At 71.1% G+C, this 13,877-nt stretch carries 11 protein-coding genes and 1 pseudogene; 6 read left to right on the top strand and 6 right to left on the bottom strand.

Annotated features, from left to right (window positions below):
* Positions 1 to 53: 53 nt before the first annotated feature.
* The 5 genes and pseudogenes from ACN27F_RS32175 (at position 54) to ACN27F_RS32155 (ending at position 6,357) form a co-directional block, all read left to right on the top strand.
* Complete coding sequence (locus tag ACN27F_RS32175; RefSeq protein WP_421439223.1) at positions 54 to 1,985, top strand: amylo-alpha-1,6-glucosidase; 1,932 nt, start codon at positions 54 to 56, stop codon at positions 1,983 to 1,985.
* A 149-nt stretch (positions 1,986 to 2,134) separates the two neighbouring features.
* Entirely contained in the window at positions 2,135 to 3,466 is a 1,332-nt protein-coding gene (locus ACN27F_RS32170; RefSeq protein WP_421439222.1) for a glycosyltransferase family 4 protein, read from the top strand.
* A gap of 221 nt (positions 3,467 to 3,687) precedes the next feature.
* Positions 3,688 to 4,533: pseudogene (locus ACN27F_RS32165) on the top strand (serine/threonine-protein kinase); the annotation flags it as partial.
* A 92-nt stretch (positions 4,534 to 4,625) separates the two neighbouring features.
* Entirely contained in the window at positions 4,626 to 5,411 is a 786-nt protein-coding gene (locus tag ACN27F_RS32160; protein ID WP_421439221.1) for a TIGR03089 family protein, read from the top strand.
* 139 nt (positions 5,412 to 5,550) lie between these two features.
* Complete coding sequence (locus tag ACN27F_RS32155) at positions 5,551 to 6,357, top strand: metal-dependent hydrolase (RefSeq protein ID WP_421439220.1); 807 nt, start codon at positions 5,551 to 5,553, stop codon at positions 6,355 to 6,357.
* A 21-nt stretch (positions 6,358 to 6,378) separates the two neighbouring features.
* Here the strand turns inward: ACN27F_RS32155 and ACN27F_RS32150 are convergent, their stop codons facing one another.
* Together ACN27F_RS32150 and ACN27F_RS32145 are read right to left on the bottom strand one after the other, a co-directional pair.
* Positions 6,379 to 6,972: a nucleotidyltransferase family protein gene (locus ACN27F_RS32150; RefSeq protein ID WP_421439219.1), complete on the bottom strand. Its 594-nt coding sequence runs from the start codon at positions 6,970 to 6,972 to the stop codon at positions 6,379 to 6,381.
* Between the two features lie 151 nt (positions 6,973 to 7,123).
* Complete coding sequence (locus ACN27F_RS32145; protein ID WP_421439218.1) at positions 7,124 to 8,761, bottom strand: bifunctional 3'-5' exonuclease/DNA polymerase; 1,638 nt, start codon at positions 8,759 to 8,761, stop codon at positions 7,124 to 7,126.
* Between the two features lie 175 nt (positions 8,762 to 8,936).
* Between ACN27F_RS32145 and ACN27F_RS32140 the strand changes: the two genes are divergently transcribed.
* Complete coding sequence (locus ACN27F_RS32140; protein ID WP_421439217.1) at positions 8,937 to 9,359, top strand: flagellar protein FlhE; 423 nt, start codon at positions 8,937 to 8,939, stop codon at positions 9,357 to 9,359.
* 24 nt (positions 9,360 to 9,383) lie between these two features.
* Here ACN27F_RS32140 and ACN27F_RS32135 read toward each other — a convergent pair whose 3' ends face one another.
* The 4 genes from ACN27F_RS32135 to ACN27F_RS32120 are packed head-to-tail and all read right to left on the bottom strand — an operon-like array spanning position 9,384 to position 13,778.
* Positions 9,384 to 10,364: a carbohydrate ABC transporter permease gene (locus ACN27F_RS32135; RefSeq protein ID WP_421439216.1), complete on the bottom strand. Its 981-nt coding sequence runs from the start codon at positions 10,362 to 10,364 to the stop codon at positions 9,384 to 9,386.
* An 11-nt stretch (positions 10,365 to 10,375) separates the two neighbouring features.
* Positions 10,376 to 11,317 (bottom strand): carbohydrate ABC transporter permease, encoded by a 942-nt coding sequence (locus ACN27F_RS32130; protein ID WP_421439215.1) that lies wholly within the window; start codon positions 11,315 to 11,317, stop codon positions 10,376 to 10,378.
* A gap of 49 nt (positions 11,318 to 11,366) precedes the next feature.
* Entirely contained in the window at positions 11,367 to 12,815 is a 1,449-nt protein-coding gene (gene ngcE, locus ACN27F_RS32125) for an N-acetylglucosamine/diacetylchitobiose ABC transporter substrate-binding protein (protein WP_421439214.1), read from the bottom strand.
* A gap of 12 nt (positions 12,816 to 12,827) precedes the next feature.
* Entirely contained in the window at positions 12,828 to 13,778 is a 951-nt protein-coding gene (locus ACN27F_RS32120) for a MurR/RpiR family transcriptional regulator (protein ID WP_421439213.1), read from the bottom strand.
* Between the last annotated feature and the right edge of the window lie 99 nt (positions 13,779 to 13,877).

Here is a 13,877-nt window from a genome sequence, read left to right as displayed (position 1 = left end):
CACCTCGGTTTTCCGGCATCACCGCCGGCCGGTACAGCAGTTCTGGAGGAACATTGCTCGACATCACCTTCGGGCCGCAGGTCTGCGGCGACCTGACCGCCGGCGCCAGCCGGGAGTGGTTGGTCACCGACGGCCGGGGCGGCTACGCGATGGGTACCGTCAGCGGGTTGCGCACCCGCCGCTACCACGGCCTGCTGGTCGTCGCCGGGGCGGCTCCGGCGGTCCGCAAGGTGGGTCTGGTCAGCCTGGATCCGGCGGTGACGTTGCCGTCGGGCGCCCAGGTTCGGCTCGGGGTGCACGAGTGGTCCTCCGGCGCGGTCGACCCGCCCGGCCACACCCTGCTGGAGCGTTTCGACCTGGCCGACGGCATTCCGCGCTGGCGGTGGCGGATCGGCGACGTGGTGATCGAACGCGAGGTCGCCATGGCGTACGGCAGCCCCTGCGTGGCGGTGACCCACCGGCTGATCAGCGGCGGCCCGGTGACGATCACCCTGGCCGCGGTGACCACCTGGCGGGACACGCACGGCGAGCGGTACGCCGACGCGCCACCGCCCCGGATGGAGAACGTCGACGGCGGCACGGTGGTCGAAGGGTCGTTCCGGCTGCACGGCCCGGACTGGGTGCCGGCGGGCAACTGGTGGGACGGGGTCTACCACCGCGAGGAGGCGGCGCGCGGGCTGCACGCCGAGGAGGACCTGTGGTACGCGGGCAGCTTCACCGCCACCCTCGACGCGCCGGGCGCGGTGGCCGAGGTGACCGCGTGGGCGGAACACCTGGAGAAGCTGCCCGAGCCGGCGGCGGCGATCGTCGGGGCGGCCCGGCGGCGGCACCGGGCGGTGGTGGCGGCGGCCAAGCCGGCCGACCCGGTCGACGCGACCCTGGCGCTGGCCGCGGACGCGTTCGTGGTGCACTCCGGCACCGGCCCGGACGTGGTGGCCGGCTATCCGTGGTTCGGTGCCTGGTCTCGGGACACGATGATCGCCTACGAGGGACTGTTCCTCGCCACCGGGCGCGCCGACGAGGGCCGGGAACTGCTGCGCGGGTACGCCGCGACCCTGTCCGAGGGGATGCTGGCGAACACCGCCGACACCGGGCACGTCGAGTACAACACGGTCGACGGCACCCTGTGGTTCCTGCACGCCGTCGACCGGCACGTCGCCGCGACCAGCGACATCGACCTGGCCGCCGAGCTGCTGCCGGCGCTGCGTGAGGTGGTCGCCGCGCACCTGCGCGGCACCCGGTACGGCATCCGGGTGGACCCGTCCGACGGGCTGCTCACCGGCGGCGCCAGTGGTGAGGCGCTGACCTGGATGGACGCCCGGGTGTACGGGGTGCCGATCACCGCACGGGAGGGCAAGCCGGTCGAGGTGAACGCGTTGTGGGTCAACGGTCTGGCGGCGGTGAGCGAGCTGGCCCAGCTGGTCGACGCGGATCCGGGCCCGGCGGCGGCCACCTACACCCAGGCGTACGAGTCGTTCCGGACCCGCTACCCGGCCCCGTCCGGGTGGCTCTACGACGTGCTGGACGCCCCGGCGCACTATCCGCTCGGCGCCGACCCGCACCAGGACGACGACGCGCTGCGCCCCAACCAGCTGCTCGCCTGGTCGCTGCCGTACGCCCCGCTGGAGCCGGATCCGGCACCGCTGCGCAAGATCGGCACCGCGCTGCTCACCCCGCTCGGGCTGCGCAGCCTGGCGTCGGACTCGGCGGGCTACCTGGGCCGGCACCGGGGCGGCCCGGCCCGCCGCGACGGCGCCTACCACCAGGGCACGGTCTGGCCGTGGCTGCTCGGCCCGTACGTGTCGGCGGGCCGCCGGGCCGGGATGGACGTCGCCGACGTGCTCACCGGGCTGACCGCCCACCTACGTGAGTACGGCCTCGGCTCGGTCAGCGAAACGGCTGACGGGGATCCACCGCACGGCGCCACCGGATGTCCGTTCCAGGCGTGGTCGGTGGCCGAACTACTGCGGGTCCGACAAGTCTGATCCGTGGCCGTTACACCGACGCAACGCAGCCGTCTTCCCTGGTTATCCGGTTTCCTGCACTATTGGCGCCAACCCAAAGACGCGCGAGCACCGACAACGGTGTTTGATCGCGTATGCCCGGGCGCACCTGAATCGAGGGGGGTCTGTCGATGTCACCAACCGCCGACGTGATCGACATCCGCGCGCCACGGGCGCACCGGGTGTTGATGTTGTCCTGGGAGTACCCACCGGTGGTGGTGGGTGGGCTGGGCCGCCACGTGCACGCCCTCTCCGTCGCCCTGGTCGCCGCCGGCCACGAGGTCACCGTCGTCACCCGCCACGCCCCCGGCGCCCCACTGGAGGAATACGCCGACGGCGTACGCATCGTGCGCGCCGCCGAGGACCCACCCCTGTTCCCCCTGGCCACCCCCAGCCTGCTCGCCTGGACCATGGCCTTCAACCACACCCTCACCCGCGCCGCCCTACGCGCCACCCAGACCGCCGAATACGACGTCATCCACGCCCACGACTGGCTCGTCACCCACACCGCCATCACCCTCAAAGACCACCTCGACATCCCCCTCGTCGCCACCATCCACGCCACCGAGGCCGGCCGCCACCAGGGCTGGCTCCCGGACGAGATGAACAAGTCGATCCACTCCATCGAACACTGGCTGGGACACGAGTCCTGCCGGGTGATCGCCTGCTCGGAGTACATGCGCTGGGAGGTCAGCCACCTGCTGGACCTGCCGGCGGGGCGGGTGGACGTGATCGCCAACGGGGTGAACGACCGGGTGTGGCGCTCGTCGGCACGGGCGGTGGCGGCGGCCAGGGAGAAGCACGCCACGGACGGGCCGTTGATCGGTTTCGCCGGCCGGCTGGTCTACGAGAAGGGCGTGCAACACCTGATCGCGGCGCTGCCGTGGCTGCGCGAACGGCACCCCGGCCTGCGGGTGATCATCGCCGGAGACGGACCGTACCGGGGCGAGCTGCAGGAGCAGGCGCAGCGGCTCGGCGTCGCCGGTCTGATCAACTTCGCCGGGTTCCTGACCGAGAGTCAACTGCCGGCGGTGCTCGGCGCCACCGACACGACCGTGGTGCCCAGCCTGTACGAGCCGTTCGGCATGGTCGCGCTGGAGGCGGCGGCGGCCGGTGCGCCGCTGGCGGTGGCGGCGACCGGCGGGCTGGCCGAGATCGTCGAGCCCGGCGTCACCGGCGCGACGTTCGCCCCGCAGGACTCGCACGGGCTGGCCGAGGCGGTGCACTCGCTGCTGTCCGACGAGGTGTTCGCCCGCCGGGTGGCCCGCGCAGCCCGGCAGATGGTCACCAAGCGGTACGGCTGGCAGACGATCGCGGCCAGGACCGCGGCCACCTACGCGGCGGCCGTGCGCGACGCGCCAGGTTTCAACACCCGCCGCGCGGCGGCGCAGCTCGCCGGTGGCGGGCAGAAGATCGTCGTACCGGACGGCAACCTGCTCGCGGTCGGCGGCGCGATGCTGTAGCGCCCGGCGATGCTGTAGCGCCCGGCGATGCTGTAGCGCCGTGCGGTGCTGTAGCGCCCGGCGCGACCGGGGGCGATGGCCGGGCGGCCATCGCCCCGCTGGCTGTTAGGCCAGCGGCGGCAGCGGAACGGCGAACGGTCACCGGTTCTCCAGCCGATTCAACCGGACTTGACCCCCGATTACTCTAAGCAATCGTGGGCTGACGATGGGGGACCGGAATCGTGCGACCGGATCTGATCGCGGATCGCTACCGGCTGGTCCGCCCGGTCGGCAGCGGCGGTATGGGCCGGGTCTGGCTGGCCCGCGACGAGATCCTTGACCGCGACGTCGCGGTCAAGGAGGTAGCCCCGCCGGACTGGATGACCGACGCCGAGCGCACCGCGCTGCGCCACCGCACCCTGCGGGAGGCGCGCAGCGCGGCCCGGCTCAACCATCCGAACGTGGTACGCATCTACGACGTACGCCACGTCGACGGCAGCCCGCTGATCGTGATGGAGTACGTCCGGTCCCGCTCGCTGTACCAGGTGATCGTCGAGGACGGTCCGTTGCCGCCGGCACGGGTCGCCGTGCTGGGGCGGCGGGTGCTCGCGGCGTTGCGGGCCGCGCACTGCGCCGGGGTGCTGCATCGGGACGTGAAGCCGCACAACGTCCTGATCGGTGCGGACGGCCGGGTGGTGCTCACCGATTTCGGGCTGGCCACCCTGGACGGCGACGGGGCGCTCACCCACACCGGCATGGTGCTGGGCTCGCCGCAGTACATCGCGCCGGAGCGGGCCCGCGACGGGGTGTCCACCGAAGCCACCGACCTGTGGTCGCTGGGTGCCACGTTGTACGCGGCGGTGCAGGGGCACGCGCCGTACGCCCGGTCCACGCCGATGGCCACGCTGACCGCTCTGGCCACCGGGCCACCGGATCCGGCGCCCCGGGCCGGGGCGCTCCGCCCGGTGCTGACCGGACTGTTGCGCCGCGATCCCCGTCGCCGGCTCGGCGGCGACGAGGCCGACCGCCTGCTGCGACGCGCCGCCGAAGGGCAGCCGGAACGGACCGTGCTGGCACCCTGGCCGCGACTGCGCGACGTGGCGTCGCGGTTACGGGTGCCCGGCGCCCTGACCCGGTAGTGTCCCCGTATTCGATCCCATAGACCACCTGCGGAGTCCCGATGGATGCGTCCGCCGTCGCCAGTGCCCCCGGCCCGGGTTCCGTTCCCGGTCCGGATTCTGTTCCCGGCAGCTCCGGGCCACCGTTGTTGACCTGCTACGACGATGCGACCGGTGAGCGCAGCGAGTTGTCCGCCGTGGCGCTGGGCGCGTGGGCGGCCCGCACCGCGGCGCTGTTGCGCGACGGATGCGGGCTCAGCGCCGGTGACCGGGCCGCGGTGCTGCTGCCGCCGCACTGGCAGACCGCGGCGGTGCTGCTCGGCGCCTGGTCGATCGGGGTGTCGGTGTCGATCCGGCTGTCCGCCACCGCCGGGCTACCGGAGGTCGGTCCCGGGGCCGACGAGCCGCTGGACGTGGTGTTCGCCGCCCGGGGGCGGATCGACGACTGGTTGGAAGACGTACCGCTGGGTCGGCACCGCTTCGCACTGGACGTGGGGGCGAAGTCCGCCCCGGGGGCCCCGCCGCCGGCCGGATACCGCAGCTTCCTCACCGAGGCAAGCCGGTACGCCAGCGCCGCGCCGGCGTACGCGCTGGTGCGAGCGGGCGACGCGGCGACCGTCGACGGCACCAGCTACGCCGAGTGGGGCTCGCTGGCGCTGGCGATCGCCGAGGCGCAGGACATCACCGCCGGTGACCGGGTGCTCATCGACGCCGGCCAGCACGAGCATCCGTCGACCTGGCTGCTCGCGCCGCTCGCGGTCGGCGCGTCGGTGGTGCTCTGCGTCAACATGGACCCGGATCTGCTCGACGTACGGGTCGACACCGAAAACGTCACCCGGGTGCTCTGAGCACGGCCGTCGACTGCGTGCACTGTGGACCATGTCACGCACCCAGGCGGCCATAGTGGTGGCCACCGTGATTGTCCATCGGGGCCCGGTCTGACAGAGTGACCTCCGCCATAAAGTTGACCTTGGAGGAAACTCGACCATGATGGGTCCGTCCCATGCCCTGTCCGGCGCCGCGGTGTGGCTCGCCGGTTCCTGGGCCCTCGACCAGTTCGCCGGCTACGAACAGTCGCCGCTGGCGATCGCGGTCGGCACCGCCGTCTGCGCCGGTGGGGCGCTGTTCCCGGATCTGGACCTGTCCGGCAAGGTCACCCGCAACCAGGGTGGAGCCACCGTCGCCCGTACCTTCGGGGTGGTGTCGCTGTTCGTCGCCGAGGTCATCGAGAAGATCTCGCTCGGCGTCTACCACGCGACCAAGCTCAGCAAGGACCCGCACCGCAACAACGGGCACCGTACGCTCACCCACACCATCCCGTTCACCGTCCTGGTCGGCTGGGGCACCACCGCGTTGTGCACGGCGTACGGAAAGTGGGCGGTGATCGCCATCCTGTTCTTCACGATCGGGCTGGCGCTACGCGGACTGTTCGACGAGTGGGCCAAACGCGCCGGTTGGGTGATCGTCACGCTGGTCTCGCTCGGCGCGGCGTACTTCACCTTCCTGCACCTGCCCGGCGATCGCGGCTATCCGATGCTCGGCCTGGCCATGGGGGTCGGCTGTTTCGTACACATCCTCGGTGACCTGGTCACCCGGGCCGGCGTACCGATCCTGTGGCCGATCCCCACCGGACGGCGCATGTGGCGGATGATCGGCCCACCGGACCGGTTCTCCATCAAGGCCGGCAGCAAGTTCGAAGTGGTCGTGCTGCGCGCGGTGTTCACGGTGGTCTCGGTGCTGGCCGTGGTCGGGCTGGCCGTACCGGCGCTGACCCGGCGTTTCACCGGCGGCTGAGGGCGCGCCCGGCCGGCCGGTTCACGCGGGCGTACGCTGCACCGGCACGGCCAGTCCCCATGCGACCACCGACTCGGGTGTATCCACCTGGCCGCCTTCGGCGATTCCGTCGCACGAGATGTTGACCACCTCGCCGGAATGCGCCAGCAGGTACGGCCGGGCTCCCCCGTCGGCGTTGGCGAGCGTCGCGATCGCCGCCCAGTGCCGGCGGCCGAACACCATGGGGTAGCTGCGTATCCCGCTGTAGGTCGCGCAGACCAGCACCTCCGGGTACGGCAGGGCGGTGACCCGGCGCAACGCGGCGGCGGTGATCCCCGGCATGTTGACCGGGAACACGACCACCGCCTCGGTGTCGGTGTCCTTCAACGCGTCGAGTCCGACCCGCAGGGACGAGCCCAGCCCGGTGCCCCAGGCCCGGTTGACCACCACCGTGGCGTCGGTCAGGTCGGCCTCCTCGCGTACCTGGTCGGCGGCGGCGCCGAGCACCACGACCACCGGATCGCACCCGGTTTCCCGCACGATGCGCAGAGCCCGCTCGACCAGCAGCTGGTCACCGCGGTACAGCAGGGCCTCGGGCCCACCGATGCGGCGACCACCGCCAGCGGCAATGATCATTCCCGCGATCCGACTCAGCTGAGCCACCCCCGCAACGCTGCTCGATCGGTCCTGCCGGGCCAACCGGACGCGGCGCATCCGGCGGCGCCGCTCCGATGGAACGCACACCGGTCCCAACGATCAGTCGCCGCTTCGGTGTCGCCGACGGCGATCACAGCGCGTCGGCGTAGCAGGTGACGGTGGCCAGGTCGAGCGGGACCCGGACCGGGGTGTCGCCGAACAGCATCCGGGTGGCCCGGGCGGCGACCTCACGCAGGCACTCGGCCACCGCCGCCGCCTGCCCGGCCGGACAGTGCACCACCACTTCGTCGTGCTGGAAGAAGACGAGCTCGGCGGCGGTGCCGGCGAGCGCCTGGCGGGCCGCGGCGAGCAGGATCAGCGCCCACTCGGCGGCGGTGGCCTGGATGACGAAGTTGCGGGTGAACCGGCCGCGGGCATGGTCGTCGCCCGCCGCCGGTGCGCCGGTGGCGGCCGGCGGGCAGGTGCGGCCCAGCCAGGACCGCACCAGGCCACCGGATTCGCCGGTACGGGCGGCGGCCTCGACGTACTCGAAGGCGACCGGGTAGTTGCGGCGCAGCACCGCCAGCGCCGGCACGGCCGCGCCGCCGGTCTGGCCGTACATGGCGCCCAACAGGGCCGCCTTGGCCCGGTCCCGGTCACCGCCGAACGCGTCCCGGGCGAGCGCGGCGTACAGGTCGCCGGCACTGCCGGCGGCGGCGAGCCGGTCGTCACCGGACATCGCGGCGAGCAGGCGCGGCTCCAGCTGGGCCGCGTCGGCGACGACGAACCTCCAGCCGGCGTCGGCGACCGCCGCCCGACGGATCACCTTGGGGATCTGCAACGCGCCACCGCCCCGGGTGGCCCACCGTCCGGAGACCACGCCGCCGGGCACGTACTCCGGCCGGAACCGGCCGTCGCGCACCCACGCGTCACGCCACGTCCAGCCGTGTGCGGTCCAGATCCGGTGCAGCTCCTTGTACTCCAGCAGCAGCGGTACGGCCGGGTGGTCCACGCCGCGCAGCACCCAGGCCCGGGTGTTGGGCAGGTGGACGCCGGCGCGGTTGAACGCGCGCAGCACCTCGGCCGGCGAGTCGGCGTGCAGCTGCCGTACGCCGAACGCGGCGGCGATGCGGGCGGACAACTCGACGAGTCGGTGCGGCTGCCCACCGACCGGCGACGGCGGGCCGAGCAGCTCGGTCAGCAGCGCATCGTGCACGTCGGCCCGCCAGGGCAGCCCGGTGGCCCCCATCTCGACGGCGGCCAGGGCGCCGGCCGACTCGGCGGCGGCCAGCAGCCGGAACCGCTCCGGATGGGCGGTCGCCGCGATCCGGCGCCGCTGGTCGGCGTAGACGGCGGCGAGCGCACCGAGCGGGTCGGTGACCGTCACCGAGGTGGGCAGGTCGTCGAAGAGCGCCGGCTGGTCGTGGCCGGGTGGCGCGGCGGCGTGCACCGGCGGATCGGGCGGCACCGGCGCCCCGGTCAACCGGGCGTGGGCGGCGGCGAGCGAGCGCGGCTCGCCCCAGCGGCCGGCGTAGCCGAGCAGCAGGGTCTCGGTCAGCTCGACGTCGTGGCAGCGGTCGACCCGTACGCCGGCCCGCGACAACGCCGGGTAGATCGCGCCGGTCGTGGCCCACAACCAGCGCGGCGGCGTGCCGCCGGCGGACGCCCGCTCGTCGACCGCGGTCGCCAGGTCGGCGGCGGGTTCGACCGGTCCGGTCGGGCGCCCGTCGTCGCGCAGCGGGCGCAGCTGACCGCCACCGCCAGATCCCGCCGCCACCGCCACCAGCACCCGACCATTCTGATCCCTGCGTACGACAGCCCGCGGCCCGTCGAGCCCGGCAGCGCAGACATTCGCTCTCTTTACAGCCCACTGATTACGCAGTAGTACGACTAACGGAAGCGATCACGGTCGCCGATGAATAGGCTGGCTTTCGAACAACTCCCACACCCCAGGAAAGGCAGTCATGAAGACGGTTAGCCGATTCGTCGTCACCCTCGTCGCAGCAATCGCCGTACTGATTCCGGCGAATGCAGCACAAGCTGCGGTGAGCAACTACATGCGTAACCCCATCGGGGGAGTGATGTACCAGACGAACATGTGGTACACGAGCAGTTCCGTTTCCGGCACCGCGCCCACGGGGGCGTTGATCACGACGGTGCACTGGTCGTACAGCTTGAGCAACACCTCGGGAGTCGTGGCGTACCTGTGCATCGCCGCCGGCTGCGCGCCGTTGACCGGCACGTCCGGCGTCACGACCGCCTTCCTCAACCAGCCGGCGTCCCAGACGTGGACGTTCTACTTCGCGGTGCCCGCGTCGAGCACCTATCTGCTGTCGCCGCCCCGCACCGGCGGAGCGCACATGGTCGACGTCACCTACGTGTACTGACCCGACAGGCGGGTGGTGGCCGGTCTATTTGGAGACGCTGCCGGTAAGGCCGGCCTGCACCTGCCGCTGGAAGACGATGTAGACGAGCAGCACCGGCAGCATCGCCATCGTCACCCCGGCGAACAGCCCGGACCAGTCGGACTTGTAGCCCTGGTTCACCGACAGGTCGATCAGGCCCTGGGCGATCACCTGGTTCTTCGCCTCGCCGCCGCTGGGCTGCATCAGAAGGTACGGCAGGTACCACTGGTTCCACTGACCGATGACGTTGAAGATGCCGACGCTGATCAGGCCGGGCCGGGCCATCGGCAGCATGACCCGAAAGAACAGCGTGGTGTGCGACGCGCCGTCGACCATCGCCGCCTCGGCGACGGTGGTCGGCAGGGTCTTGAAGAACGAGTGCATGAAGAACACGGTGAACGCCAGCGACCACGCGACGTACACCAGGATCAGCATGACGTGGCTGTTCGGCCCGAGCAGCGGCACGAACACGCCGGTGTTGTAGACGCCCTTGTACAGCGGGACGGCGGCCATGAACACCGGCAGGGTCAGCCCGGACAGGAACATGTAGTAGATGACCCGGTTGCCGGGAAACTCGTAGCGGGCCAGCACGTACGCGGCCATCGAGCCGAGCAGCATGGTGAGGAACACGCCGCCGCCGACGATGACGATCGTGTTGAAGAAGAAGTCACCGATGCCACCGTCGACCCAGGCCCGGACGAAGTTGTCCCAGTGCAGCCGGTCGGGGATCAGCGACAGCGGTTCCCGGATGATCTGCGCGTCGTCCTTGAACGACGACATCACCACCCACAGCAGCGGCAGCACCACCATGGCGCCCCACACCAGCAGGAACAGGTGGGAGAAGCCGTTGAAGAAGGCGTCGGAGACGGCACCGGCGCGGTGTGGTCGCGGTGACGTCGCGCCACCCGTACGACGGGACTTGTCCGTCGGCGTGCCCGGCGGTGGCGGGGTGGCCGCGCCGGTCGGCGGATTGGTGATCGTGCTCATCGCGGCCCTCCCTAGAATTCGATCCGCTCGCGGCGGGTGATGCGCAACTGCGCGGCGGCGAGCAGCAGCGTGAAGATGGCCAGGGCGACGCCGATCGCGCAGGCGTACCCGAACTGACCCTTGTTGAACGCGGTGAAGTTGATGACCGAGGCGAACACCTCGCTGGCGTGGTCGGGGCCGCCCTGGTTGGGGGTCATCACGAAGACGAGCGCGTACATGTCCAGCGCGATGAATCCGAGATAGACCCAGGCGACGGAGACGCTGTCGCGCAGCAGCGGCAGAGTGATCCGCAGGAAGCTGCTGATCCGGCTGGCCCCGTCGAGCATCGCCGCCTCGAAGATGTCCTTGGGAATGGACTGCATGGCGGCGGAGAACAGCACCATGTAGAAGCCCACCCCGCCCCAGACGGCGATCAGCAGCAGCCACCACAGCACCGCCGGCACGCCGAGGAACGGGGTCGGGTCCGAGACGAACTTCAGCGGTTGCTCGGCGTCCACCAGACCGATCTTGATCAGGATGCCGTTGAGCAGTCCCTGGCTGTCACCCCGGTAGATGGCCCCCCACATGATGGCGACCAGCACCAGGGACAGCACCTGCGGGAAGAAGAAGATCACCTTGTAGATGCCGGACCCGCGCACGCCCCGCACACCGGCCCTGTCCCCGCGCCCGCCCACGTTGAGCAGGAACGCCAGGAACAGGGCCAGCGCGATGGTGAACAGCGGCAGGGTGACCAGGAAGAAGACGTTGTGCCAGAACGCCTTGCGGATCAGTTCGTCACCGAAGAGCTGGACGTAGTTGGCCAGCCCGACGAACTCCTGGGTGTCGGAGTAGCCACCCCAGTTGGTCAGCGAGTAGCCGGCCGCCTGGGCGTAGGGCCAGACGACGTAGAAGACGTACAGCGCTACCGGCAGTGCCAAAAAGCCGGTGACGAACCGGGCCTTTCCGTGCCGCATGACTGGTCGCTTTCTGTTCGGTCGGTCTCCGTGCGGGCCGGTCGGCGGGTCAGGACCGGGTGAACTTGTTGACCGCGTCGTCCGCCGCGATCTCGTCGGCCGCCTGCTGCAGAGTGTCCTGGAACTGCTTGGCGGTCATCCGGCCGGCCATCAGCTCGCCGATCGCGTTCTGCGAAACTTTGTCCAGGTCGGCGTACCAGTCGGGGTGGCGGAACGAGACCAGGTCGCCGGGGGCGTTGCCCATCAGCTCGTTCGCCGACGACAGCGCGGTGGAGGTAGTGACGTTGTCGCCGGAGCCCTTCACCGAGGCCAGTGAGCTGGTCAGCTCGGCGAACTTGCCGGCGCCCTCCTTGGAGAGCATGGCCCGCAGGAACTCCATGCCGCCAGGGGCGTTGGCAGCCTTCTTCGGCACGATCCAGCCTTCGCCGGAGCCGGCCTGCACGGTGCCGTACGGTGCCTCGTCGGCGGCGGTGACGCCCCACACCGGGGCGATGGTCATCTGGAAGCCGGACGGGATGGTCGCCCGCATCTCGTTCTCCAGCCAGGTGCCACAGGGCAGGAACGCGGCCTTGCCGTCCAGCCAGGCCTGCTGCGACTCGGTGTGGGTGAGCGTGTCGCTGCCGGTGAGCGTGTAGCCGTCGGCGACCATCTTCTCGACGCTGCTCATCGCGGCGGTGACCGCGTCGGTCTGCCAGGCGCCTTCCTTGAGGTTGTCGATGTCGACGACCGCTTGGCGGCCACCGGCCAGCCAGATCCACGTCATGATCGGCCAGCGCATGTAGTAGGGGTACTTGCCGGCGAAGGCGAACGGCGCCACCCCGGCGGCCTTGATCTGCGGGGCCAGGGCGAAGAACTCGTCGAAGTTGGTCGGCAGCGCCCAGCCGTTGCGGTCGAACAGCGCCTGGTCGTACCAGAGGCCGAACACCGTGTACGCGTATTTGAGCTCGAAGAACTGGCCGTCGTAGGTGCCGTCGTCGACGGTGCCGGGCAGCAGCGTGTCACGGACCTTGACGTCGGGGTCGTCCCAGCTCGGCGCGTCCAGCAGCGGGGTCAGCTCGGTCAGCGCATCTTCGTTGATCAGGGTGTCGATCGCCATCAGGTCGGCGCCCGAGTTGTTGATCAGGTCGGCCGGGGTGGTGGAGAACTTCGGCTGCTGCTCAGTCTTGATCTTCTGGGTGGAGCTGAGGTTGACCGTCACCGTGTCATGCTTGGCGACGAACAGCGTCTTGTCGAACTCCGGGTACTCGTCGCCGAGGCCACCGTTGAACACGACCACGTCGACGCTGCTGTTGTCGGCGACACCGAACGGGTTGTCCGGGCTCTTGGCACCGGTCTCGGCACCGGTGCTGGGCTCGCTGCCCGCGCAGGCGGCCAGCAGGCCCGCTGCCGGGCTGGCGAGCAGCCCGGCGGCGGCGGTCCGGCGCAGCAGCAGCCGCCGGGAGACGGAGGCACCGGCGACCGCGGCCGGGTTACGGGCGGAGTCGGGGTAAAGCGGCATGGCGTGTGCTCCTCAACTGGGGGTTTCGGCGGGGCGAATCGTTATCCGGTCAACGGCCTTGTGACCGTCGACGGCTCGGGCGGTGCGGCGGAAGGCCGCGTGTGCGCGGTCGTGGGTCCGCTGGGCCACGGCGACGTAGAGCAGGTCGAGCACGACGAGCTGCGGATGCCGGGCGGAGAGCGCGTCGGGGCGGAACGTGGTCGCCTGGGAGGCGGTGAGCAGCACGATGTCGGCCAGCTCGGCCAGGGTGGAGCGGGGAAAGCTGGTCAGCGCGACGGTGGTGGCGCCGTGGCTGCCGGCCTCGGCGACCATCTCGATCGTTTCGCGGGTCTGGCCGGTGTGGGAGATGCCGAGCGCGACATCGCCGGCACGCATCAGGGCGGCGCTGGCCAGCCCGTTGTGCAGGTCGGTCCAGACCCAGGCCGGTACGCCGATGCGGTGCAGGCTGAACTGCATCTCCTCGCCGACCAGGGCACTGCCGCTGGCGCCGAAGATGTTGACCCGGCTGGCGGCGGCCACCGCGTGGGCGGCCTTCTCGACCTGCGTGAGGTCGAGCAGGGCGGCGGTGTCGTGCATGGCCTGGGTGTCGGCGGCCATGATCTGGCCGAGCACCCGGTCGAGCGGGTCACCGGGCTGGATCTCCCGGCCGATGTCGACGGTCCAACCGGCTGCCCGGGCCCGGCCGGTCTCGGCGGCGATACCGAGCCGCAGGTCGGCGTAACCGTCGAAGCCGAGCGCCCGGCAGAACCGGGTGACCGTCGCCGGTGAGGTGCCGCTGCGCTCGGCCAACTCGACGATGGTGGCGCGGGCGGCCCCGGCGGGGTCGCTGAGCACCTGGTCGGCGACGCGGCGCAGGGCACCGGTGAACTCGGTCAGCCGTATCCGGGCGAGCACCGTGTCGGCCGGCCCCGGGGCGTCGACCACCGCGGTCCCCGCGGGGATCTCCACCTCGTTGTCAGCCATCGGCGTCGACCTTTCGGGAAGGAGTGTTAACTGTTAGTGGTAAAAGTTCTTACTAAGACCCCCTCCATGTCAAGACCGTGGGCGAAGTTTTCAAACTGT

The organism is Solwaraspora sp. WMMB335 (assembly GCF_049179075.1).
In the GTDB taxonomy this organism is placed as follows: Bacteria; Actinomycetota; Actinomycetes; order Mycobacteriales; family Micromonosporaceae; genus Micromonospora_E.
The sequence above is the reverse complement of the archived record's forward strand: the minus strand, read 5'-3'. Positions and strand labels throughout refer to the sequence as shown.

Bases quoted from the DNA above. Each gene is read 5' to 3' on its own strand.
- ACN27F_RS32170 (WP_421439222.1), top strand. From the start codon at position 2,135: ATGTCACCAACCGCCGACGTGATCGACATCCGCGCGCCACGGGCGCAC.
- ACN27F_RS32160 (WP_421439221.1), top strand. From the start codon at position 4,626: ATGGATGCGTCCGCCGTCGCCAGTGCCCCCGGCCCGGGTTCCGTTCCC.
- ACN27F_RS32155 (WP_421439220.1), top strand. From the start codon at position 5,551: ATGATGGGTCCGTCCCATGCCCTGTCCGGCGCCGCGGTGTGGCTCGCC.
- ACN27F_RS32150 (WP_421439219.1), bottom strand. From the start codon at position 6,972: ATGATCATTGCCGCTGGCGGTGGTCGCCGCATCGGTGGGCCCGAGGCC.
- ACN27F_RS32140 (WP_421439217.1), top strand. From the start codon at position 8,937: ATGAAGACGGTTAGCCGATTCGTCGTCACCCTCGTCGCAGCAATCGCC.
- ACN27F_RS32135 (WP_421439216.1), bottom strand. From the start codon at position 10,364: ATGAGCACGATCACCAATCCGCCGACCGGCGCGGCCACCCCGCCACCG.
- ACN27F_RS32130 (WP_421439215.1), bottom strand. From the start codon at position 11,317: ATGCGGCACGGAAAGGCCCGGTTCGTCACCGGCTTTTTGGCACTGCCG.
- ngcE (WP_421439214.1), bottom strand. From the start codon at position 12,815: ATGCCGCTTTACCCCGACTCCGCCCGTAACCCGGCCGCGGTCGCCGGT.
- ACN27F_RS32120 (WP_421439213.1), bottom strand. From the start codon at position 13,778: ATGGCTGACAACGAGGTGGAGATCCCCGCGGGGACCGCGGTGGTCGAC.